Source organism: Bradyrhizobium sp. NDS-1 (assembly GCF_032918005.1).
GTDB classification, from domain to species: Bacteria; Pseudomonadota; Alphaproteobacteria; order Rhizobiales; family Xanthobacteraceae; genus Bradyrhizobium; species Bradyrhizobium tunisiense.
Genome location: NZ_CP136628.1, coordinates 2182864 through 2204045, shown reverse-complemented (window position 1 = coordinate 2204045; position 21182 = coordinate 2182864). Strand labels below are relative to the sequence as shown.

21 protein-coding genes and 3 pseudogenes are annotated in these 21182 nt (G+C 63.7%); 6 read left to right on the top strand and 18 right to left on the bottom strand.

Translation table 11 applies throughout. The features are described 5' to 3' along the window. Positions 1 to 894: 894 nt before the first annotated feature. A complete protein-coding gene (locus tag RX330_RS10425; protein WP_410707537.1) occupies positions 895 to 2289 on the top strand; it encodes a M16 family metallopeptidase in 1395 nt (464 codons plus the stop codon). A 56-nt stretch (positions 2290 to 2345) separates the two neighbouring features. After that, positions 2346 to 3671, top strand: coding sequence for a M16 family metallopeptidase (locus RX330_RS10420; RefSeq protein WP_410707535.1), 1326 nt, complete (start codon positions 2346 to 2348; stop codon positions 3669 to 3671). A 145-nt stretch (positions 3672 to 3816) separates the two neighbouring features. On the opposite strand, the pseudogene RX330_RS35695 reads toward RX330_RS10420, so the two are convergent. From RX330_RS35695 to RX330_RS10335, 18 genes and pseudogenes are all read right to left on the bottom strand, one after another. Then, positions 3817 to 4026 (bottom strand): annotated as a pseudogene (locus RX330_RS35695) (hypothetical protein); the annotation flags it as partial. Between the two features lie 76 nt (positions 4027 to 4102). Beyond that, a complete protein-coding gene (hypE, locus tag RX330_RS10415; protein ID WP_317242924.1) occupies positions 4103 to 5143 on the bottom strand; it encodes a hydrogenase expression/formation protein HypE in 1041 nt (346 codons plus the stop codon). Beyond that, positions 5140 to 6282 carry a hydrogenase formation protein HypD gene (gene hypD, locus RX330_RS10410; RefSeq protein WP_085398636.1) on the bottom strand — a complete coding sequence of 381 codons (1143 nt, stop codon included), beginning with the start codon at positions 6280 to 6282 and terminating at the stop codon, positions 5140 to 5142. Before hypD ends, hypE begins: the two co-directional genes overlap by 4 nt. Next, positions 6279 to 6515, bottom strand: a complete 237-nt coding sequence (locus RX330_RS10405) for a HypC/HybG/HupF family hydrogenase formation chaperone (RefSeq protein WP_085398637.1) — start codon at positions 6513 to 6515, stop codon at positions 6279 to 6281. The genes hypD and RX330_RS10405 overlap by 4 nt, the downstream gene beginning before the upstream one ends. After that, positions 6515 to 8767 carry a carbamoyltransferase HypF gene (gene hypF / locus RX330_RS10400; RefSeq protein WP_317242923.1) on the bottom strand — a complete coding sequence of 751 codons (2253 nt, stop codon included), beginning with the start codon at positions 8765 to 8767 and terminating at the stop codon, positions 6515 to 6517. Before hypF ends, RX330_RS10405 begins: the two co-directional genes overlap by 1 nt. A 2-nt stretch (positions 8768 to 8769) precedes the next feature. Further along, on the bottom strand, positions 8770 to 9690 hold the full coding sequence (hypB, locus tag RX330_RS10395) for a hydrogenase nickel incorporation protein HypB (protein WP_317242922.1): 921 nt from the start codon (positions 9688 to 9690) through the stop codon (positions 8770 to 8772). Then, positions 9690 to 10031, bottom strand: coding sequence for a hydrogenase maturation nickel metallochaperone HypA (gene hypA, locus RX330_RS10390; protein ID WP_148774722.1), 342 nt, complete (start codon positions 10029 to 10031; stop codon positions 9690 to 9692). The genes hypB and hypA overlap by 1 nt, the downstream gene beginning before the upstream one ends. Beyond that, a complete protein-coding gene (locus tag RX330_RS10385) occupies positions 10024 to 11115 on the bottom strand; it encodes a nickel-dependent hydrogenase large subunit (RefSeq protein ID WP_317242921.1) in 1092 nt (363 codons plus the stop codon). The genes hypA and RX330_RS10385 overlap by 8 nt, the downstream gene beginning before the upstream one ends. Beyond that, complete coding sequence (gene hybE / locus RX330_RS10380; RefSeq protein ID WP_317242920.1) at positions 11112 to 11639, bottom strand: [NiFe]-hydrogenase assembly chaperone HybE; 528 nt, start codon at positions 11637 to 11639, stop codon at positions 11112 to 11114. The genes RX330_RS10385 and hybE overlap by 4 nt, the downstream gene beginning before the upstream one ends. After that, positions 11636 to 11845 carry a rubredoxin gene (locus RX330_RS10375; RefSeq protein ID WP_317242919.1) on the bottom strand — a complete coding sequence of 70 codons (210 nt, stop codon included), beginning with the start codon at positions 11843 to 11845 and terminating at the stop codon, positions 11636 to 11638. The genes hybE and RX330_RS10375 overlap by 4 nt, the downstream gene beginning before the upstream one ends. Next, entirely contained in the window at positions 11842 to 12705 is an 864-nt protein-coding gene (locus tag RX330_RS10370) for a hydrogenase expression/formation protein (RefSeq protein ID WP_317242918.1), read from the bottom strand. The genes RX330_RS10375 and RX330_RS10370 overlap by 4 nt, the downstream gene beginning before the upstream one ends. Beyond that, the gene (locus tag RX330_RS10365; protein ID WP_148756124.1) at positions 12702 to 13148 is read right to left on the bottom strand and encodes a hydrogenase accessory protein; all 447 of its coding nucleotides are present in this window, start codon (positions 13146 to 13148) and stop codon (positions 12702 to 12704) included. Before RX330_RS10365 ends, RX330_RS10370 begins: the two co-directional genes overlap by 4 nt. 275 nt (positions 13149 to 13423) lie before the next feature. Then, positions 13424 to 13720 carry a HypC/HybG/HupF family hydrogenase formation chaperone gene (locus RX330_RS10360; protein ID WP_317242917.1) on the bottom strand — a complete coding sequence of 99 codons (297 nt, stop codon included), beginning with the start codon at positions 13718 to 13720 and terminating at the stop codon, positions 13424 to 13426. Positions 13721 to 13746: 26 nt separating this feature from the next. Beyond that, on the bottom strand, positions 13747 to 14328 hold the full coding sequence (locus tag RX330_RS10355; RefSeq protein ID WP_317242916.1) for a HyaD/HybD family hydrogenase maturation endopeptidase: 582 nt from the start codon (positions 14326 to 14328) through the stop codon (positions 13747 to 13749). A gap of 14 nt (positions 14329 to 14342) precedes the next feature. Beyond that, on the bottom strand, positions 14343 to 15080 hold the full coding sequence (cybH, locus tag RX330_RS10350; RefSeq protein ID WP_317242915.1) for a Ni/Fe-hydrogenase, b-type cytochrome subunit: 738 nt from the start codon (positions 15078 to 15080) through the stop codon (positions 14343 to 14345). 9 nt (positions 15081 to 15089) lie between these two features. After that, positions 15090 to 16879, bottom strand: a pseudogene (locus RX330_RS10345) (nickel-dependent hydrogenase large subunit). 21 nt (positions 16880 to 16900) lie between these two features. After that, complete coding sequence (locus RX330_RS10340) at positions 16901 to 17992, bottom strand: hydrogenase small subunit (RefSeq protein WP_317242914.1); 1092 nt, start codon at positions 17990 to 17992, stop codon at positions 16901 to 16903. A gap of 198 nt (positions 17993 to 18190) precedes the next feature. After that, positions 18191 to 18550: pseudogene (locus tag RX330_RS10335) on the bottom strand (nickel-dependent hydrogenase large subunit); the annotation flags it as partial. 5 nt (positions 18551 to 18555) lie between these two features. Here RX330_RS10335 and RX330_RS10330 point away from each other — a divergent pair. From RX330_RS10330 to RX330_RS10315, 4 genes are all read left to right on the top strand, one after another. Beyond that, positions 18556 to 19044, top strand: a complete 489-nt coding sequence (locus RX330_RS10330) for a hypothetical protein (RefSeq protein WP_317242913.1) — start codon at positions 18556 to 18558, stop codon at positions 19042 to 19044. A 184-nt stretch (positions 19045 to 19228) separates the two neighbouring features. Continuing rightward, positions 19229 to 19591 (top strand): hypothetical protein, encoded by a 363-nt coding sequence (locus tag RX330_RS10325; protein ID WP_317242912.1) that lies wholly within the window; start codon positions 19229 to 19231, stop codon positions 19589 to 19591. A gap of 23 nt (positions 19592 to 19614) precedes the next feature. Beyond that, positions 19615 to 19938: a hypothetical protein gene (locus tag RX330_RS10320; protein WP_317242911.1), complete on the top strand. Its 324-nt coding sequence runs from the start codon at positions 19615 to 19617 to the stop codon at positions 19936 to 19938. 383 nt (positions 19939 to 20321) lie between these two features. Next, positions 20322 to 20735, top strand: a complete 414-nt coding sequence (locus RX330_RS10315; RefSeq protein WP_317242910.1) for a hypothetical protein — start codon at positions 20322 to 20324, stop codon at positions 20733 to 20735. Positions 20736 to 21182 lie beyond the last annotated feature (447 nt).

Below are 21182 nucleotides of genomic sequence, written 5' to 3'. Positions count from 1 at the left end.
ATTCTCCCTGTTGGTTATGATCGCATTTGACGAGATGTGCACTTGCCGCGCGTATGCTGCAGAAAAGCCATTCTACGACGCACTAGGGAACAACGCGTTTGTTGATTGCTAGAGGTGATTGCCGACGAGGCGGTTCGCCGGCTGAACGCTATCAACGTTATCCGCGACCACATTGGCGAAGTGGGCCCATTCTCGACAACCTAATTCGCGTTACCGAGACATCTACGTTATTCCGGCGCCTTGTCCTACACTATTTCGGCGGAGTTCACTCCAAGCAGCTGCTCGCCAACTCCCGTCTCGCGATCATGAGAAATATTGCGAAGCCACTCACGGCGCAGAGGGAGAGTGAGCCATCAGCCGAGTTGAGTGCAATGCCGTGGCATCCGCTGCGAAGAAATTTGCGCTCCAGCGAACAGGCAATCGTTCACTGCCCGCCCGAGTTGGACCGTCGGTAGGACGCCGTGCGTCAGACTTTTCGATGGATGAGCGTCCTTATGCGTGTAACAGCGACTGCGAAAGTTGAGACGGCGTTGTAATCGCCGCTCGGTCTGTCGTTTGCTGCAAGTTGCCATTCTGCCAGTCGGCGGCAAGTTATGATGCGCTTTCGTGCGCAATGTCGTGTTAACGACATGCGGGCGGTTGACCTTTGGCCAGAACGTGCGCCCCACGTTTGTTCTGCGTCCAGTTGGCGCGTAGCGTGGCCGTGCGCAGGCCGCCAGGCAGTTGGCCCGGTCTTTGCTCAGCTGCTTGCCAAACGGTGTGCGGCTTCCCGCTTTTGTCGGGATTGTCTGTCACAGAACGTGGCTCTCTGTGGAACGAAAAGGCGATGCGATGAAGAACTGGGGTTCGGTAACCGCCAAGGTGGGAAGCACCGCGGCTGGTGCCTTCGATTTGATGACGCGCACCGCACTGGCTGTCGAAACGTATGATAGCGCGGATGGTAACCTTCGGTACGCTCCTGAAGAAGGGAGCGTGCTTGCCCGGGACACAGTCAGGTCGGATCGACCAGCCAGCTTCACGCTTCAGAACGGCCTGCAGGTCGTGGTGATTGCGGATCATCGGACGCCCGTTGCGACTCAGATGATCTGGTATAAGGTCGGCTCCGCCGACGAGCCACCCGGCAAATCGGGGCTTGCGCATTTCCTCGAACACCTGATGTTCAAGGGCACATCCAAACATCCAGCGGGTGAATTCTCCCAGACCGTGCAGCGCTGCGGCGGCAACCAGAACGGCTTCACCGGGACCGACCATACCGCCTATTTCCAGCAGGTGCCGCGCGAGCAGCTCGGTAAGATGATGGAATTTGAAGCCGACCGCATGACCGGTCTCATCCTCAAAGAGGAGAACGTGCTGTCGGAGCGCGACGTGGTGCTGGAGGAACTCAATAGGCGGGTCGCCAACAAGCCGGACGCGCAGCTCGCCGAGCAGATGATGGCGGCTCTTTACCTCAACCATCCCTACGGCCGCCCTTTGATCGGCTGGCGTCAGGAAATCGAAAAGTTCGATCGCGAGGACGCGCTCGCCTTCTACAAGCGTTTTTACGCGCCGAACAGCGCCATCCTGATCATCGCCGGTGACGTCGACGCAAATGCGATCCGCCCGATGGTGGAAAAGAATTATGGCCACATCCCCCCGCAACCATCAATTCCCGCGGAACGCCTGCGACCGCAGGAGCCGACGCCGGCTGCGCCGCGTACCGTGACGCTGACCGATCCCCGCGTCGAACAGCCAGCCTTGCGCCGTTATTATCTCGTGCCGTCGGCTCACCCCGCGGCCGCCGGCGAGAGTCCAGTGCTTGATGTGCTCGCGCAATTGATGGGTGGCGGCGCCAACTCACATCTTTATCGCGCGCTGGTAATCGACAAGCAGATTGCGATCACGGCGGAGACAAGCTACGAGCGTACCTCGCTCGATCCTACGCAATTCGAGATTTATGCGACCCCGAAACCCGGCGTCGGATTCGGGGAGATTGAGTGCGCCATCGACGAGGTGATAGCCGATATTGCGCACATGTGCGCGCGCGCCGAGGATCTCGAGCGGGTCAAGACGCAGCTGATCGCGCAAGCAACCTACGCTCAGGACAGGCAAGAAGCGCTTGCGATCCGGTATGGTGGTGGGCTCACGACTGGGCTCAGCATCGACGAAATCCGAGGCTGGCAGGACGGCATCCGCGCAGTCACCGCCGACCAAGTGCGCGCGGCCGCTGGGAAATGGCTCGACAAGAAGCGCTCCGTGACTGGCTATCTTATGAAAGAGTCAACGCGGAACCACCGGGAGAAGCGATCATGACCTATTCCTTCACACGTCGTGCGGTCTTCGCCGGCGGAGCCTCGCGCTCGACCGCGATGCTCGCCTCGCCACGTTCACTTTCCGCGGCCGGAACGCGTGGCGCGACCAAGATCCAGCGCCTGGTGTCATCTTGCGGTATAGTAGCCTGGTTCGTGCAGGACGCCACTGTCCCGTTGATTGCGATGGATTACGCATTCGGCGGCGGCGCGACCCAAGACCCCACTGATAAACCCGGCGTCGGCTACATGGTTTCTGGCCTACTCGGTGAAGGCTCCGGTGATCTAGATTCCCAGACCTTTCATGAGCGGCTCGACCGTCGCGCGATTGAGCTAAACTTTGAATCGACCCGCGATCACTTCCGCGGTGCCTTGCGCACGCTCGAAGACAACAGGGACGAGGCCTTCGACCTGCTACGGATGGCACTAACCTCGCCGCGTTTCGACGCGGCCGATGTCGAACGGATTCGTGCCAGCATGCTTGCGAGCCTTCGGCAAGACTCGACCGATCCCTCGTCCCTCGCCAAGCGCAAATTCCTCGAAGTCGCCTTTAACGATCATCCTTATGCTCGGGAGGCCAGAGGCACGATCGAGAGCGTGCCAAAGATCGAGGTCGCGGATCTCAAGGGCTATGTCCGACGCGTGATAGCAAAAGACACGCTCAAGATCGCGGTGGTCGGCGACGTCGATCCAGAGGCCCTGTGCAAATTGCTCGACAGGACTTTTGGCGGCCTGCCGGCCATGGCGGAGTTGGCGCCGGTGCCCGACGTGGTCGCAGCAACGCCGCCGCAGCGCGTCTTCATTCCGCTCGATGTGCCCCAGACCGTTGTGATCTTTGGCGGTCCCGGCGTCCGCCGCAGCGAGCCCGATTTCATGGCGGCCTATGTCGTCAACCACATCCTCGGCGGCCCCGGTCTGACGTCGCGGCTGTTCCGCGAAGTCCGCGAGAAGCGCGGGCTGGCCTATTCGGTCCATGAGCGCTTGGTCTGGATGGATCATTCCGCCATGTTTGTCGGCAATAGCGGCACCCGCGCCGATCGCGCTGACGAGACGGTCGAACAGATCGAGAATCAAGCCCACCGAATCGCGGAGGAAGGACCGACCCTGCAGGAACTCGACGATGCAAAGTCTTACCTGAGAGGCTCACAGATGCTGGCCCTCAACACTTCCTCGAAGTTTGCGCGAACGCTGCTGCAGCATCAGCTTGATAAGCTGCCGATCGACTATGTCAAACAGCATAACGCCGTCGTCGATGCAGTGACGTTGGAGGACGCCAAGAGGGCCGCACAGCGGCTGTGGGGCCAGGGTCTGCTCACCATGATCGTTGGCCGCTCCCCAATGGGCGCCGCCCGGTCGGCCACCGTGCCATCGGCAGCGACTTCTTGACCAGGCGCCGAGCAGCTAGGCGCCACGGCATCGCCCAAAATACCGGCCAAACCCAATTAACTTTAGGCAACGGCCCGCGTAGCTTCGAGCCTCGCTCTCCGCTCCGCCTTGGGGTGGCAACCGGAGAGCGGTTGCCATGGGCATAGAATCGACGAATAACCTTGTAGACTTTCGAGAGCGACGTACGCCCTTAAAGACGACATGCTCGCTGAGCGGTGATGCAAACAGACCATCCAGCGCCTACACAACCCAGATGTCCTTCTCAAGCAGATGAACAGGCCGCCCGAGGCGGTCGCGGCAACGCCCAAGGCTTCAGGCCGACTTCGCGCGACAGGGTGAGATAACGTTCAGCCATGAGGCGCGAGGGTTTGACTCTGCAGCCGCTGCGCTGTTGAAGGAATGCGACAGGAGCAGGATGCGCATGATTTGCCTCAACAGATTCTCGGCAATTGCTCGCCCGACGACCAGTCGACGATCCGCCCGCCGCCGAAGCTCGTGGCCATCTGCACGAAATGATGATCGTCGGCCACGGCCTCGCCGATGTCGGCGGCGTCGCGGCCAAGCGGATGCGCCCGCATCGCGGCCAGCACTGGAGCAGCATTTTCGGGCGCCACGATCGCGACCAGCTTGCCCTCATTGGCGACATGGAGCGGATCGAGCCCGAGCAGCTCGCACGCTGCCGCGACGCCCGGCTTGACCGGGATCGCCTCCTCGCGAAGATGGAAGCCGAGGTCGGACTGCTGGGCGATCTCGTTCAGCGTGGCGGCAAGCCCGCCGCGGGTGGGATCGCGCATCAGGCGGATGCCGCGGCCGCCGGCTTCGACCATCTTCGCGACGAGATCGTTCAGCGCCGCCGAATCCGAGACGATCTCGGTCTCGAAGGCGAGATTCTGCCGCTTCGACATGATCGCCACGCCGTGATCGCCGAGCGTGCCCGAGATCAGGACGCGATCGCCGACGCGGGCATTCTCCGCCGAGAGATCGAGCCCGTGGGGCACGACCCCGACGCCGGCGGTCGAGATGAACAGGCCGTCGGCCTTGCCGCGCTCGACCACCTTGGTGTCGCCGGTGACAATGTGAACGTCGGCCGTGCGCGCAGCCTCGCCCATCGATTCCGCGATCATCTTGAGGTCGGCGAAGCGGAAGCCTTCCTCGATGATAAAGCTTGCAGAGAGGTAGAGCGGGCGTGCACCGGCCATGGCGATATCGTTGACGGTGCCGTGCACTGCAAGCGAGCCGATATTGCCGCCGGGGAAGAACAGCGGCGAGACCACATAGCCGTCGGTCGTCATCACCATGCGCCCGGCACCAACGTCGAATGCCGACTGGTCGTTTCCGCGCGCCAGCCATTCATTGCCGAAGGCCTCGTGGAACAGACCCGAGATCAACTGCGCCATGGCCCGGCCGCCCGAGCCGTGGGATAGGTCGACGCAGCCGTTCCTGATGTCGAGCTTGCGCTGGTAGGCCTTCATGACGCGCGCCTTTGCTGGTGGTCGCGGAAGCGGCCATAGGTCCAGTGTGCGGCACAGGCGCCTTCGAAGGAGACCATGCAGGAGCCCAAAGGCGTCTCCGGCGTGCAGACGGTGCCGAACAGCTTGCAGTCGACCGGCTTCTTCACGCCGCGCAGGATGGCGCCGCATTCGCAGGCGGGATTGTCGTCGACGCGCAGCTCGTGCATGTCGAAGCGCACCTCGGCGTCGTATATGGCGTAAGCGCGCTTCAGCTTCAGCCCGCTATAGGGAACCTGTCCGAGCCCCCGCCATTCGAACTGATCGCGCAGCTCGAAGATGTCGGAGACCTCCTCCTTGGCGCGCAGATTGCCGTCGCGGTTCACCGCGCGGCTGTACTGGTTCTCGACCTCGTGCCTATCCTCGTTGACCTGCCGCACCAGCATCAGGATCGCCTGCATCATGTCGAGCGGCTCGAAGCCCGCGATCACCACGGGCTTGCCGAACTCCTCGGCAAAGAACTCGTAAGGGGCCGTGCCGATGATCGTCGAGACATGGGCCGGCCCGACGAAACCGTCGATCTCGACCCGGCCGATGTTGCGGATGTCGGGACTTTCCAGGATGTTCTGCATCGCCGGCGGCGTCAGCACGTGGTTGCAGAACACGGTGAAGTTTTCGAGCTGCTTCTTCTCCGCCAGCCGGATCATGACTGCAGTCGGTGGCGTCGTGGTCTCGAAGCCGATGGCGAAGAACACGACCTCGCGTCCGGGATTGTCCTCGGCGATCCGGATCGCGTCGATGGTGGAATAGACCATGCGGATGTCGGCGCCGCGCGCCTTCGCCTTCAACAGCGATGTGCCCTGCGAGCCGGGAACGCGCATCAGGTCGCCATAGACGCACAGGATGACGTCCGGCCGCTCGGCGAGCCGGATCGCCATGTCGATGCGTCCGGCCGGCAGCACGCACACCGGACAGCCGGGGCCGTGGATCATCCGCACGTTCTTCGGCAGCATGTCCTCGAGGCCGTAACGCGAGATCGCGTGGGTATGGCCGCCGCAGAATTCCATGAAGCGATAGAGCTTTTGCGGATCGGCTTCCGCGCGGATCGCTTTCGCAAGCCCGAGCGCGATCTCCTTGTCGCGAAACTCGTCGGCATATTTCATGACGCGGCTCCCTGCCCCTCGGCGCTAAGCTCGCGCAGCAGCTCGAGCGTCCGCATTGCCTCCTCCGGATCGATCTTCGTCAGGGCATAGCCGACATGGATGATCACATAGTCGCCGACGGCGAGATTCTCGATCAAGGCGACCGATATCTCCTTGCTCACGCCGTCGATCGAGACGATCGCCATCTCGTCGGGCAGGAGCTTCGTGACCTCAGCAGGTATCGCGAGACACATCAGGCGGTTCCTTCCAGGCCGTACTGTTCGAGTTGGAGCGCGGCGATCCAGGCCTGGCCGAGGCTGAGACCGCCGTCATTGGGCGGCACTTGCCGCGGCAGCAGCGGCAAGAGACCGGCGGCGATACAGCCGCGCTCGATCTCGCAACTGAGGATCGCGTTGAGAAAGCAGCCGCCGCTCAGGGCGACGGTCGTGACGCCGGTCTCGCGCGCCGCACGGGCGATCCAGTCGACGCAGGCAGCGGCGAGCGTGCCATGGAACAGCCCGGCCCCCTCGACCGGATCGATGCCCTCGGCCGCAAGGCGCGCAAGCAACGGAAACAGGGACAGCACCCCATCCTCGATCGTCCAGCCGTCTTTCATGGAGCGCGGCGCGCGAACCCGCGCCTCCAGTTTCATCGCGGCTTCGCCCTCATAGCTCTGCACCTGGCAAAGACCGAGCAGCCCCGCCGCCGCATCGAACAGCCGGCCGGCGCTGGTCGTCACCGGTACGCCCGGCTGGTCGAGCAAGGCATGGAGACGCGCAGCCTGCGGCTGCGCCGCAAACCGGGTCGCGATCGCGTTGCCGCGGGCCAGGCCATGCAATGCGCTTGCAGCCATGCGCCACGGCTCGCGCGCGGCGCGATCGCCGCCCGCCATCTTCATCGGCGCCAGATGGCCGAGCCGCCGGAACTGCGCGCGCTCGCACAGCAGGAGCTCGCCCCCCCAATTGCCGCCGTCGCTGCCCTGGCCGAAGCCGTCGAGCACCAGCGCCAACGCAGATCCCGCGAGGCCATGCTCCGCCATCACGGAGGCGGCATGGGCATGATGGTGCTGGACTGCGATCAGTCGCCGCCCGCTCGCTTCGGCGAAGCGGGTCGAGGCTATGTTCGGGTGCAGATCATGGGCGATAACCCCCGGCTCGACGTCCAGCGTCGACAGCAGGTGGCCGATGGTTTCTTCGAAGACACGGACGCCTTCGGCGGTGCCGAGGTCGCCGACATGCTGGGAAACGAAGGCCTCGCTGCCGCGCGTGACCGTCACGGTCGACTTCAACGCGCCGCCGACCGCAAGGATCGGTGGCACCGGTCGCGCCAGCCGAACCGGCTCCGGCACGTAGCCGCGGGCACGGCGGATGAATTGCGTCCGGCCGGCGACGACGGCCGCCACGGAATCGTCGGCGCGGGTGACGATGTCGCGATCATGGCTGACGATGAGGTCGGCGATGCCGGCAAGCCGCAGCTCGGCCTCGCGATTGTCGGTCAGAAGCGGCTCGCCGCCGGGATTGGCGCTGGTGGCGACGATCGCCCAGCTCTCGCCGGCGAGCGGATACGCCGCATCCAGCGCCTCGAAGATCAAATGATGGAGCGGAGTGACCGGCAGCGCGATGCCGATCCGCGCCAGCTCCGGCGCGATCGCCGGCGAGAGCCGATGGCGCGATGTCATCAGCACGATCGGCCGCGGCGACGTCTCGAGCAAGGCGAGCTCGGCAGCATCGGCGTCGGCGATGCCGGCGACCGCGTCCACCGAGCCGACCATGACGGCAAACGGCTTCTGGTCGCGCTGCTTGCGCTGGCGCAGGCGCTGCACGGCCGCCTCGTCCCGGGCATCGCAGACAAGCTGATAACCGCCGAGCCCCTTGACTGCGACGATCTTGCCTGCGGCGATCGCGGCAGCGATGTCCTCGATACCGTGGCTGAGCCGCGGGCCGCATTGCGGGCAGGCGATCGCTTCGGCATGGAATCGGCGGCTGTCGGGATCGGCATAGTCGCCCGCACAGGCCTTGCACATCGCAAAGCGCTTCATGGCCGTGGTCGCGCGGTCGTAAGGAAGCCGCTCGGCAATGGTATAGCGCGGACCGCAATGGGTGCAGTTGACGAAGGGGTAGCGATAGAACTGGCCGGCTGGATCGAACAGCTCGCTCAGGCATTTTGGACAGGTCGCGGCATCGGCGACGATGCGTGTCGACACCCTGCCCTGGTCGCTCGCGCGGATATAAAACCCTTCGCTCGCCACCGCCCCGACCGGCTGCACCGAGATCTCGTCGATCCGGGCGAGCGGCGGCTTTTCCAGCGGCAGTGCCCTGACGAAGTCCGACGCGCGCTCGCCCTCGACCTCGATGACGACGCCATGGGAATCGTTGGCGACGAAGCCGCCGAGGCGGTAGCGCGTGGCGAGGCCGTAGACATAGGGGCGAAAGCCGACGCCCTGTACCGCGCCGCGCACGTGCAGGCGCAGCCGCCGTCCGTCCCGCGCCGTGGCCTCGCCGCCCATCGTCACTCCGCCGCCGTCATCGCGGCAGGCGTCGTCGCCGCCATCCGCTTGCGGATCCAGGCAAAGAACGTCGCAAAGCCTTCGCCGGTGCGCGCCGACACCGTCAGCACCTCGATCTTCGGGTTGACCCGGCGCGCATAGTCGATGGTCTTCGCCAGATCGAAATCGAGCACGGGCGCGAGATCGATCTTGTTGATCAGCATCAGCGACGAGGCTGCGAACATGTCGGGGTATTTCAGCGGCTTGTCCTCGCCCTCGGTGGTCGAGAACACCACGATCTTGCAGGCCTCGCCGAGATCGAACGCCGCCGGGCAAACCAGGTTGCCGACATTCTCGATGAAGAGCAGGCCGCCGTTCAGCCAGGGCAGCCGGTCATAGGCCTCGCCGACCATGGCGGCGTCGAGGTGACAGCCCTTGCCGGTATTGACCTGGATCGCCGGCACGCCGGTCGCGCGAATGCGCTCGGCATCGTTGGAGGTCTGCTGGTCGCCTTCGATCACGCCGATCGCAAAGCTTGCCTTCAGCTCGGACAGGGCGCGGACCAGCAGCGAGGTCTTGCCGGCGCCGGGGCTGGAGACCAGGTTGAAGGCGAGCACGCCGTCGGCCGCGAAGCGGGCGCGGTTGTCGGCCGCAAGCCGGTCGTTCTTGTCGAGGATGTCGCGCTCGACCTGGATGATGCGGTCGCTGCTCATGCCGGCGATCTTCTGGCCCGCGGGATTGGCGCCGCAGTCGAGCAGCCCGGCCTCATCGGGGGCGTGGTCGTGGGCACCACCGTGGTGATGGTGGTGACCGTGGTCGTGGCCATGACCGCGGTCATGATGATGGTGCCCTCCGTGCTCATGGCCATCGCCGTGATCATGATGATGACCATGCGCATCTTCGATCGATGCCTTGCCGTCGCTGCAGCCGCAGACCGTACACATCAGTCGACCTCCAATTCCCTTACGCGCAATTCTTCGCCGCCCGTCACCTGCAATTGGTAGCCGCCGCAGGACGGGCACAGCTCGTAACACTGCCCGATCTCAACGGTTTTGGAACAGGCCATGCACCAAGCCGTGCCGGGCGTCTCGACGATCTCGAGCCGCGCGCCTTGCGCGATGGTCCGCGCGGCCACGGCCTCGAAGCAGAATTTCAGCGCCTCCGGCACGACATGGCTCAGCGCACCGATCTCCAGACAGACGACGTTCACCTTGGTGAAAGCGCGCTTGCGCGCTTCCTCCTCGACGATACCGACGATGCCTTCGCACAGCGCCATCTCATGCATGGCCGGCCTCGCGAAATTGCAGGCTGAAGCCGACGCAGGGATCGAAGGAGCCGACCAGCGCGCGAACCGCGTCCTGTCCCTGCCGGCCGGTCGCGAGCGTCGCGCCCTTGAGGCTCCTGACCAGCGGTCCGCGGGCGTGAAAATTCCACTCGGTCGGTGCCAGGAACTCGAAGTTGACGACGCGATCCTCGTCCAGTGCGACGGCGTGATGAAGGCGCCCGCGTGCGCATTCGACCGCGGCTGCCCCCTTGCCCGCGCCGAGCCGGTAGCTCGCGACGACGCCTTCATCAAGATCCGCATCGCCACGATCGAGCCAGGCGCAGAGCCGCGCGACCTCGGCAATCCGCGCCTTCAGACGCGCGGCGGAGCCCGCTTCCGCCGCCGAGACCGCTTCACGGCGTGCCCTGCGCGCCCAGACGCCGGTTTCCGGAATCCGGCCGCAGAGGTCCGGCGCATCGGAATAGGCCGCACCGTCCGCCAGCAGACGCGTGACGATGTCCAAATCGTCCGCCACCGTCAGGAAGGATGGATCGGCCTCCGGCTCTGACACCAGCTTGCCGTGGCATCCCGCGACGGAGGCGGCGAGCGGGCTGCCCGGCGCGAGCGTCTCGTCTTCTTCGCCGGCGATCCCCATCGCGCCGAGCGCGGCCTTGATCTGCACCACGGCGTTGCGATGCAAGGCCGGCGGGACGGCCTCGTCCGCGCCCCAAAGCAGCGCGCTTGCCTGCATTACGGCGCGCACCGCCGGAGCGTTTGTGCCGTCGAGCGCGAGCCGTCCGACGAACAGGCCGCGCAGCAGTTCGGTCAGCCGCTCGACGACGACTGCGGTGACGCGGCGCCGCACCGTTGCGGGAGCCGCCTCCCGCCCTTGCGCGGCTTCCACCGCCGACTGGAACGCCACGTGATGGGCGATCGAGCACAGCGAGAACAGACGCGGCAGCACCGGAAGCAGCGAAGCCGCGGGCTTTCCCGCAAACAGCCGCGTCAGCGGCGGCCGGTTGCGCGGCTTGATCGCGACGTCGGCGATCGTGGCGCCGGACAACAGCACCGTAATATCGATCTCGCTGCGGAACGAGAGACTCATCCATGCCGCTCCATCAAGACACCCCGCAGGAAGTTACGCCGATCGATCGGGCTTGTCTCGGGCTCGCGGCGGCGAACCGCCTCCTCGCTGTCCGCCGGCAGCATCAATTCGGCAAGCGCGGCTTCGGCCGTCGCTCGCGCGGCATCCATGTCGGCGAATTGGAACATCGGCGAGAACAGCGAGCAGCTCGCGTTCCGGCCGATCCGGGCGATCTCGCTGAGGGTGAATTCGATATCGCCCGCGGGAAAACGCATTCGCACGGTCGCGCCCGAGGTGGCTGGCGTCACCGCGCCCGCCGGCATCGCCACGTTCATGAACCACGGCGTGACCATGATGCCGACGATCGTGCCGTTGAAGGGACGGAAACCGACCGCCTCGATGCCGAGCGCATCGTTGTAGATGGGTAGATCGCGCATCGCGCGCTCGCCGATCTCCCGGTAGCTTGCGGCCAGAAGCTCGCCCCACGCCGCGGCGTCGGGGTCGCCGGCAGGACCTGACGCACTCGCTGGCGCGCTGCCTGTCATGTTTCGATCGCCATGAACTTGGATTTTGGCGCGTCGCAATTCGGGCAGTGCCACTCCTCCGGCAGCGCCGCGAACGGCGTGCCCGGCGCGATCTGCGCTACCTCATCGCCATCCGCAGGATCGTAGACGGTCCAGCAGATGCCGCATTCCAGCCGCGTGACGTCGGCGACGTCCTGGCGCACGCCAATAATCTCGAAGGCGCTCATTTGAAGTAGGCCTCGATGATTTCCTGCAGCCGCTCGGCGGAATCCTCGAAATCCTCGTCCGCTGCCAGCGCAACCGTCGGCACGCCGCCGACTTCGAGCGTATCGAGAATGATAGTGTCCATGGCGTTGAAGAACTGCACCGACCAGACATTGCGGATGCCGGTGGAGAGCCCCCGGCAGGTGCCGTAGCCGCGCGACACGAGCTGAATCGGTCCGTTCCGGATCGTGTCCTGCAGGAACCTCATGTCGACCGGGCTCATCGGCAGCAGCGTGAAATTGATGATCTGCGAGCGAATGCCGGGCCGCCAGGCCTGTGCCCGCTCGCGGATTTCGGCGAGCACCGGCAGCACGTTCATGGCGCCCTCCGGCACCTGCCCGATCTCGAAATCGGCGGATGTCAGGTCGGCAGCCGCACGCTTGACGATCTCGGGAACCGCGCCGATCTCGAGATATTCGGAAGTGGCGTCGGTCTCGAGCCGCACAAGCCAAATTCCCGCCAGCACCGATTCCTGGATCTGCGCCAGCGATCCGTCCGGCAGCGCGACGACGCCGGCGACCTCGCCTTCGCCGAGCACGTCGGCCACCAGCTTGCTCTCGAGATCGTTGAGATTGGCCAGCCGAAACAGTCTTGTCGGCGCGTTCGCCTTTTGATCCGCGATGGCATCCGCGATCCCCGAGAGCAGCGCGACCGCGTTCGGGCAGCTCTTTGCAAGCTCCGCACTGTCGAGCGTTGCAAGCTTTGCGAGCGCGCCGGCCGCCGTCAGGCTGCCCTTCGCTGCATTGAGACTCTCGTCGCCGATCGGAAACACGTTGACTGGTTGCCCGGCGCCTTCGGGCGCATCCCAGAAGCCGGCCTTCATAGCCCGACCTCTTGTGCGCGATGCTGGGGAACGATGGTGACGGCGACTGCGGCGCCTTGCCCGCGCGGCCGGTCGATCAGCTTGGTGATGCGGTCGGCATAGACCGACCAGTCCTGGATCTTGGCGATCAACCCCAGCGTCTTGCCGTTGGCGACGAAGATCAGCGTCGGCTGCACCCGCACCTCGAAGCGCTCGCCGAGCACACGCTCAGCGTCGCGTGCGATGATCGCACCGCGCAGCCGATTGCCGAACGCTGCGATAAGCTCGGGCAGCACCACGGCGACATCGATTGCCTCCGGAAAGCGGTTGGGATCGCCCGCCGACAGCAGCACCGCGACCGCACCGGCCTCGTCCGCTCCGCCAAGAAAATGATCGACCGTCGCAGCATCGACCTCCGGCAGACCACTCCGCGCCAGATCATGCTTTCCCACCTGGAATTCCATCGAACCTCTCCTGACAAGCTTGTGTTTTTGCCGAACTAGAGGTCAGCAAGCCACGTGCCAGGATCGGTTATCACATGTTCGGATTTATCCCATTGATCCAGATCATGTATTTCTTGGCGCCGATTGTAAGCCAGGCTTCAATGGAAAGATACTTGCCATATCTGGTGAGAGCTGTCTTTGCAGGTAGAAATCGATCTTCCAGGCGCACAGCGGCCGCCGAGGCCGGCCGGTCACTGATGTCGTCAACGCATCAAACGGGAGAAGCAGCGGCGATCCTAGTCGGACCGCAGGTGCTCGGGCAGTTGCGGCTCGCGGTCGATGAGGTCGGCGAAGAAGCGATCGCAATCCTCGCCGTCGAGCGCCGCGCTGAGACCTTCGATCGCATTCGCGATCAGGCGTGCCTCGTCCTCGTCCAGCAGCCGGATCGCGGTGTCGATATAGACCAGCACCTTGGCGCCGACCGGAGGATTCGAGAGCAGCAGCACAGAGACGGGGCGCTGCTCGCCGCGATACGTGCACAGCGCCGAGATCCCGTCGGTCTCGACAATCGTCATGGGCAGGCCGAGGCACATGGGCAAGTCTCCGGCAGTGTGGCCGATCAGGCCGGCGGCGTCTCGTAATGGAGATGATCGATGTCATTGGCGAGCAGCCGCTCGATATCTGCCAATGGCTCGGCGCGTTGGCTCACCGTGAGGCCCCATTCGGCCAGGATGGCGCAAGCGAGATTGATCGCGGGCGCGATCTGGTCGCGCACCGGCGGCGTCAGCGGCCCGCCCCAGTCTTCGAGATCGAGCGGCTGGCAGCCGATCAGCACCAGATGTTTCGGGCAGCGGCCGAGCAGGTCGGCCGCGCTGATGACTTCCTGGAAGCCGGTCTGGTGCAGGCTCATCTTCTTGGCGCCGGTGAAACGCGGCACCTCGTCGTCACGCACAAGCTTCAACTGGCCGGGCTCGAGGCCATAGTCGATCGCGTCGAACACGATCAGGCGGTCCGCCTCTTCCAGATAGTTGACGAGATAGAGCCCCTGCGTGCCGCCATCGAGAATGGTGACATTGTCGGGCACGGCGTAGCGGCGGTGAAACTCCTCCACCGCGCGCACGCCGAACCCTTCGTCGGCCCACAGGATATTGCCGATGCCGAGCACCAGGATGCGATCGTCTTGCGAGAAAGTCGGCTTCACTTGGCGTTCCCGTCTCAGTCGCGGAATTGCCGTTCGCCCGAGATCATCGAGGAGATGATGCTCTGGCGCGACATGATGTCTTCGCGGATCGCGGTGAAGATGTGCACCATCACGAACACGACCAGCGCCCACATGCCGAGATGATGCCAGGTGTGCACGTCCTGGCTGTTCGGCCAGATCGCAAACACCCAGCCGAACAGCTTATGCTGCCAGCTATCGATGCCGGTGCCTTCCGAATAGAGCGCAAACCCGGTGATGATCATGAAGGCCACGAACAGCGTGAATCCCGTGAACATCGCAATCTGCGCCAGAGGATTATGGCCGACATACATCTTGGGCTCGCGCTCCAGGAACGCGTACCAGCGGATTTCGTGCAGCACTTCCTCCCAGAACTGCTTGCGGTGAACCGGGATGTAGAAGATCTGCCGAGACTGGTGGTTCCCGACGAAAGCCCACAGGATGCGCGTGAGGAAGAATACCGCGAGCACCTGCCCCGCGGCGAAATGGGCGAAGCGGATGTAGCCCATCACGAAATTGTCGGACGCCTCGCCCGCGACCGTCGGCAACGGCGTTCCGATCAGATAGCCGGTCACCATAAGCACGATAATCGAGAACGCGTTCACCCAGTGACAGATCCGTACCGGCGCTTCGTAGACATAGACGCTGGGACGACCCACCGCACGTTCTCCGGAAGCATCGGCTGCGATCGCCGAGAGGTCGGGCCCGGCGTCCGAGGCAGCTGCATCCATCATGATCCTCTCCTACCTGACCTTGACCTTGGCGAGCTGCTGGCCGTCCGGGCTCATGACGTGCGTCGAACAGGCCAAGCACGGATCGAAGGAATGGATGGTGCGCAGGATCTCCAGCGGCTGCTCGGGATTGACCATCGGCGTGTTCATCAGCGACGCCTCGAAGGCGCCAATATTTCCCTTGGGGTCGCGCGGCGAGCCGTTCCAGGTCGTCGGCACCACGCACTGGTAGTTGTCGATCTTGGTGTCCTTGATCTTGACCCAGTGCGCGAGCGCGCCGCGCGGCGCCTCGGTGAAGCCGACTCCCTTGGCCTCCTTCGGCCAGCTCTCCGGCTTCCACTTGTCGACATTGGCGGTCGAGCTGTCGCCGGCCTTGATGTTGGCGACGAGCTTGTCCTGGAAGTAGCGCATCTGGCGTCCGGCCCAGACGGATTCGAGCGCACGCGCCGCCGTGCGGCCGAGGTCGAGAACAGCGCCGAGATCGGCAGGTTCAGATCCCGAAGGAACTTGTCGACGGGATCCTTGAACTCCGCCTTGGTCTGCGCGTAGCCGACGACCCAGCGCGCCAGCGGGCCGACCTCCATGGCGTGACCGCGCCAGCGCGGCGCCTTGATCCAGGAGTACTTGCCGCCTTCGTCGAGCTGCTCGATCGCCGTCTTGGTGCCCTTCGCGTTGGGTCCCAGCACGTAATTCGGCTCGGTGACGCCGTCCCAGGGATGAAGTCCCTTGGTCTCGTCGGGATATTTGTACCAGGAGTGCACCACGAACTCCTGGATCTCGTCGGGATTGGCGTGGTCGACCGGAAGCACCTCGGACAGGTTGCCGTTGATAATGGCGCCGCGCGGCAGCTTCAGGCTCTTGGCGGAATAGTCGTTGGCATGTTCTGGCACATCGCCATACGAGAGCACGCTCTGGCTCGAAAGGCCACCACCATAGAGCCAATCCTTGTAGAATGAGCCGATCGCCGCCACGTCGGGCAGATAGACCATTTCGTTGAACTCGATCAGACGGTCGATGATCGAGGAGATCAGGTTCAGCCGTTCCATGTTGATGGCGCCGACAGCGCCGGTGCCGTCGACATTGATCGGACAGGGCACGCCGCCGACGAGCCAGTTAGGATGCGGGTTCTTGCCGCCGAAGATGGTGTGAATCTTGACGATCTCCTTCTGGAAATCGAGCGCCTCCAGATAATGCGCCACCGCCAGCAGATTGGCTTCGGGCGGCAGCCTGTAGGCCTTGCTGCCCCAATAGCCATTCTTGAACGGACCGAGCTGTCCGGACTCGACGAACTTCTTCAGCCGGGTCTGCAGATCCTTGAAGTAGCCGGGCGACGACAGCGGCCAGCTCGAGATCGACTGCGCTAGCGTCGAGGTCGCCCGCGGATCGGCCGAGAGCGCGGAAACGACGTCGACCCAGTCCAGCGCGTGAAGGTGATAGAAATGGACGACGTGGTCGTGCACCTGCAGGGCAAGCTGCATCAGGTTGCGGATCGAATTGGCGTTCTCCGGGATGGCGATCCCGAGCGCGTTCTCGACCGCGCGCACCGAAGTCAGCGCGTGCGTGCCGGTGCAGACGCCGCAGATCCGTTCGGTGAACGCCCAGGCGTCGCGCGGATCGCGGTTCTTCAGGATCACCTCGATGCCGCGCCACATCGTGCCGCTCGACACGGCGTTACGGATGATGTTGTCGGAATCGACGTTGACCTCGACCCGCATGTGACCTTCGATGCGGGTGACCGGATCGACGACGATGCGCTTGCCGGAATTGTCGAGCTTGAACCCATTGGGTGTCTGGATGCCCATCGCTATCTCCCCTGAACTCGATTAGTGATCTTGGTTCGCATCGTCGCGCTTGTTGGCGAGGCGCTTCGCCGCCGTCACCGCGGCATGCGCCGCGACCGCCGCGCCGACGGCGCCGGCTGCCGCCATGCCGATCTGATCGGCATTCTTCTCGATGCCGAACTGCTTGATGTTGGTGAGACGGTCGTAGAACGAGCCCTTGTCCCAGAAGCCGTCCTCTGAGCATCCGATGCAGCCATGACCCGACTGGATCGGGAAGGACACGCCGCCGTTCCAGCGCACGGTCGAGCAGGCGTTGTAGGTGGTCGGCCCCTTGCAGCCCATCTTGTAGAGGCAATAGCCCTTGCGCGCGGCCTCGTCGTCCCACTCCTCGACGAACTGCCCCGCGTCGAAATGCGGGCGCCGGTAGCACTTGTCATGAATGCGCTGCGAGTAGAACATCTTCGGTCGGCCCTGGCGATCGAGCTCGGGCAGCTTGCCGAAGGTGGTGATGAAGGTGACGACGCCGGTCATCACCTCGGCGATGGGGGGGCATCCCGGCACCTTGATGATGGGCTTGTTGGTGATCACCTTGTCGATCGGAGTTGCCTGTGTCGGATTGGGCTTTGCCGCCTGCACGCAGCCCCAGGAGGCGCAGGCGCCCCAGGCGATGATTGCCATCGCGTCCTCGGCCATCATCTTCAGCTTCTCGACGAACGGCTTGCCGCCATCGATGCGGAACATCCCGCCTTCGTTCAGCGGCGGATTGCCTTCCACCGCGAGGATATACTGGCCTTTGTGCTTGGCGCGGGTCTCCTCGAGGATGGCTTCGGCCTGGTGGCCCGCAGCCGCCATGATGGTGTCGTCGTAGTCGAGCGAGATCATCGACAGCACCGCATCCTTGACCAGCGGGTGCGCGGAGCGGATGAAGCTCTCCGAACAGCAGGTGCATTCGAGGCCGTGCATCCAGATCACGGGCACGCGCGGCTTAAGTTCGAGCGCGTTCGCGATGCGGCTCGCCCCCAGCGGTCCGAGGCCGAGGCTCGTCGCCGTCAGGCTGCAGAATTTATGAAAGCTCCGACGCGTGATGCCTTGCCGCCTGATCACGCTGTAAAACGTTTCCGTCGCCGCGCCCATGAATCCTCCCGCCTTCGGCTTTGACTTTTCGATGACGCAAAGGGTAGCAAGAAGCAGGCCAACAGCCTGGAGAGATTCAAAAGTAGAGAGATTCCATAACGTTGCGAATTTGAACCACTTTCATGAACGGTACGCGAGGACGCTGCCAACACGAGAAGAGGAAACAATTCGATTTGCAGCCGGCAACGAAGTTTCCGGTCAATGCGCGGTGCACACCATGCAGGGCTCGAACGAGCGCACGATGTGCTGGATCGCAACCGCACGCGGGCCGGCGTCGCCGACATCAGTGCCGACCAGCGCCCGCTCCGGCGGGCCGCCGACGTCGAAGGAATCGCGCGGCGAGAAATTCCAGGTGGTCGGCGCGATGATCTGGAAGCGCTCTATCTTGCCGTCGCGCACTGCCATCCAGTGCCCGAGACTGCCGCGGGCGGCCTCGACCAACTCGACATAGCTTCCGTCGGGGAGCTCGCGCGATTTGTCGCGGAACGGCTCCGACAGCCGCAGCGCGCGCGTCCACTGCTCCATGGCAAGCGCGATGCGCGCGGTCTCGATCAGCCGAGGACGTGATCGGGGAAATCGATCTGAGCACTGGAACGCTCATTCAGGAGCGGCGGACCGACATTGTCTATGGCTGGAACGACACCACTCAAGGCATGCGTCTCGTCTTCGAGTTCAATCGCATGGGACGGCAAAAGAAGCACCGTAACCATTATCTGCTCGAACAAGGCCTCGGTCGCTTCGTCACAGGCATCTACAGCCGCCGACAAGCGGTCGCCGCCATGGTGGGCGTCCTTCTTGATCCGGACGCTGATGTGGTCCCGCCGATCAGGGAAGCACTGGAGGACGCCGCCCTCGCAACCGCATTGCGCCTTAAGCCTACCTCCGGCGGCGACCCGATAGCGAGGCCGTCCAATATGTTCAGGGCGGCAGATTTCGACACTGAGCACGAACGAGATCCGTCGCTGGCTCCCACGCACGGCACCATTCGAGTTTCACACTTTTTTCTCGCCTTCGGTTATCCGACAAGCACCCTAAAACTGAAGACAACCTGACGAGGTCTCATAGAGCCCCGCCTAGGCGGGCTCAAAAACGACAACGGAACGTCTCGGCGTTGCTGAAGACACTCGATGCCTCTGGCATGTCCGATGCCAATAAGCACCTGTAAGAAAGAAACGATGATGAATCATCTCCAGCAGCTCCACTACTTGGATAATGACGTTTGATGAGTGCCGACGCTTGACAGCGCTCCCTCTACCATCTGCTGCAGGCGGGGGCAAGGCTGCACTCGATGGCTACGAGTACCAACTCGCCGTCTCGGTGTTGGCGGCTCTGCGGTTGATGTTGATCACCAAATCGGCGACGAGCATCACGCTCGAACCCGCCAACGAGGAAGATCTGGAGTCGGAGCTCGAACCAACGACGCCTGGCCGTGCCCAACCTAGCGCGAACGTCGCAGACGGCTACAAACTCGTCGTGCAGGTGAAGCTGCGCAACAGCGGTCCGTGGTCAATCACCGACTTCGACGCGTTGCTCAAACACGGTACCACCCGTCGGCCGGCCAAACACCACCTCGACGATCCCGGCACGGCTATCTGCTGATTACCAATGCCGACGCCACCGGCGTGGCCAGCGACCTGCTGGTCCGCGGCTTGGAGGAATGGCCGGAAGAGCGGATTTTCCCGGCCAGCCTGTCAGGGACCCTACCCCATGGACCGGAGGGGCGGATCGGCATCTGGGGCGTTCTCACCGAGCGTCTCTTGGACTTGGAGATTAACGACATCCTCGGCTTCCTACTGCGGGTGCCCCAGAGCCGACGAACCGAATGCCGCGCGCGATTGCGCGACGAAGCTCTGCTGCGAATGCGCGGAACGAGCCCGGGCGTGTGGACGCGCGAGGACTTGCTGAGCCCTGATCCGCGGCTGTGGCGGCTATACGATGATCTCTAAGGATCTGCTCGGCTGCGCGACGTCGCGGAACAAAGGCACATGCGACAACCGCCTGAATATCAGGCGAGACGCTCTCGAAGCCTCGGTGCTCAGTGGCCTCCGGACGCACTTGATGAAGCCCGATCTATTCAAGGAATTCTGCGACGAGTTCACCCGCGAGGTTAATCGGTTGCGGATTGAGCGTGGAGCGGGCCTCGCTGCCATGCGAGACGAGCTCCCGCGCATCGAACGCGAACTGGGAAAGCTGCTGGCTGCTATTAAGGCTGGCGGTCCGATATCGAAGCCATCGTCGAGGACATGAAGCGGCTCGAGGCCCGAAAGGCGGTACTGAAGGACCAGCTTGCGAATGCGGAAGAGCCGCCCCCCCCTCCTACATTCCGAACATGGCGGAGATCTACTGTCAGCGGATCGCGGCGCTCTATGAGAGCCTGCAGAACGAGGATGGGAAGACCGAGGATGGGAAGACCGAGGCGGCGGAAGTCTTCCGCACGTTGGTCGATCAGGTGACACTTGTGCCCGACAAGGCTGAACTGGCGATCGTCCTGCGGGGCGACCTGGCCTCGTTCCTGCGGTTCGCCGCAAACAAGAAAAACCCCGACGTCTTTTCGGAGGCCGGGGTTTTGGTTGCCTTGCTTTCGCAAGAATCGTTGGTTGCGGGGACACGCAACACCCGATTCCGGCGAAATGGAACGGGTGTTCTCGAAATCGGGATCTCGCAAGAAATGATGGTCGTGTGGGCTCGTATTACCCGGTTTTTGCGATTGGTGGAAACAGTCATTCCGCGATTGGCTGCCTAGACCATTGCCTTCCCAAAGGTGGAAGTCACACGTTCGCATCGTGTTTGGTGCGCCACATCGTTACAAAACTGGGCACTCCAAAAACTGTCAATCGGCCCTTTAATTGCGGTTTGTTGTCAAGCTACCATTCTTCCTCTCTCCAGTGACACGCCGGTAGCGATTGCTCCGTCGGAGCTGGTCAGGTTGCGGAGACGGAGCGATCGCGGATGGCGAGACGATTGCCTAGCGGGCTTGGCAATCGACGTCGTTGGCGGCTTCGTCGGGTTGGGTTGATGTCGTAGCTGGGGTCATGGTCCTTTCCGAGGTCGCGAGCGCCTCATGATGATGTCCGGATCGGGCGCCTCAACGTTTGCAGCGGAGTGCGGGCGAACCGCCACCAGCCGATTGACCGAGGTCACCACGACCACCGTCCCAGCGGGACATCGCCAGTCCGGCGGACCGGACCAG

What these genes read in the sequence shown, in the direction of transcription:
- hybE (WP_317242920.1), bottom strand. Translation starts at nt 11,639, where the DNA reads ATGACAGGCAGCGCGCCAGCGAGTGCGTCAGGTCCTGCCGGCGACCCC.
- hypB (WP_317242922.1), bottom strand. Translation starts at nt 9,690, where the DNA reads ATGTGTACGGTCTGCGGCTGCAGCGACGGCAAGGCATCGATCGAAGAT.
- RX330_RS10425 (WP_410707537.1), top strand. Translation starts at nt 895, where the DNA reads ATGACGCGCACCGCACTGGCTGTCGAAACGTATGATAGCGCGGATGGT.
- RX330_RS10370 (WP_317242918.1), bottom strand. Translation starts at nt 12,705, where the DNA reads ATGAAGGCCGGCTTCTGGGATGCGCCCGAAGGCGCCGGGCAACCAGTC.
- RX330_RS10405 (WP_085398637.1), bottom strand. Translation starts at nt 6,515, where the DNA reads ATGTGTCTCGCGATACCTGCTGAGGTCACGAAGCTCCTGCCCGACGAG.
- hypE (WP_317242924.1), bottom strand. Translation starts at nt 5,143, where the DNA reads ATGAAGGCCTACCAGCGCAAGCTCGACATCAGGAACGGCTGCGTCGAC.
- RX330_RS10340 (WP_317242914.1), bottom strand. Translation starts at nt 17,992, where the DNA reads ATGGGCGCGGCGACGGAAACGTTTTACAGCGTGATCAGGCGGCAAGGC.
- hypF (WP_317242923.1), bottom strand. Translation starts at nt 8,767, where the DNA reads ATGGGCGGCGAGGCCACGGCGCGGGACGGACGGCGGCTGCGCCTGCAC.
- RX330_RS10360 (WP_317242917.1), bottom strand. Translation starts at nt 13,720, where the DNA reads ATGTGCCTCGGCCTGCCCATGACGATTGTCGAGACCGACGGGATCTCG.
- cybH (WP_317242915.1), bottom strand. Translation starts at nt 15,080, where the DNA reads ATGATGGATGCAGCTGCCTCGGACGCCGGGCCCGACCTCTCGGCGATC.
- RX330_RS10315 (WP_317242910.1), top strand. Translation starts at nt 20,322, where the DNA reads ATGGCGGAGATCTACTGTCAGCGGATCGCGGCGCTCTATGAGAGCCTG.
- hypD (WP_085398636.1), bottom strand. Translation starts at nt 6,282, where the DNA reads ATGAAATATGCCGACGAGTTTCGCGACAAGGAGATCGCGCTCGGGCTT.
- hypA (WP_148774722.1), bottom strand. Translation starts at nt 10,031, where the DNA reads ATGCATGAGATGGCGCTGTGCGAAGGCATCGTCGGTATCGTCGAGGAG.
- RX330_RS10420 (WP_410707535.1), top strand. Translation starts at nt 2,346, where the DNA reads ATGCTCGCCTCGCCACGTTCACTTTCCGCGGCCGGAACGCGTGGCGCG.
- RX330_RS10375 (WP_317242919.1), bottom strand. Translation starts at nt 11,845, where the DNA reads ATGAGCGCCTTCGAGATTATTGGCGTGCGCCAGGACGTCGCCGACGTC.
- RX330_RS10385 (WP_317242921.1), bottom strand. Translation starts at nt 11,115, where the DNA reads ATGAGTCTCTCGTTCCGCAGCGAGATCGATATTACGGTGCTGTTGTCC.
- RX330_RS10365 (WP_148756124.1), bottom strand. Translation starts at nt 13,148, where the DNA reads ATGGAATTCCAGGTGGGAAAGCATGATCTGGCGCGGAGTGGTCTGCCG.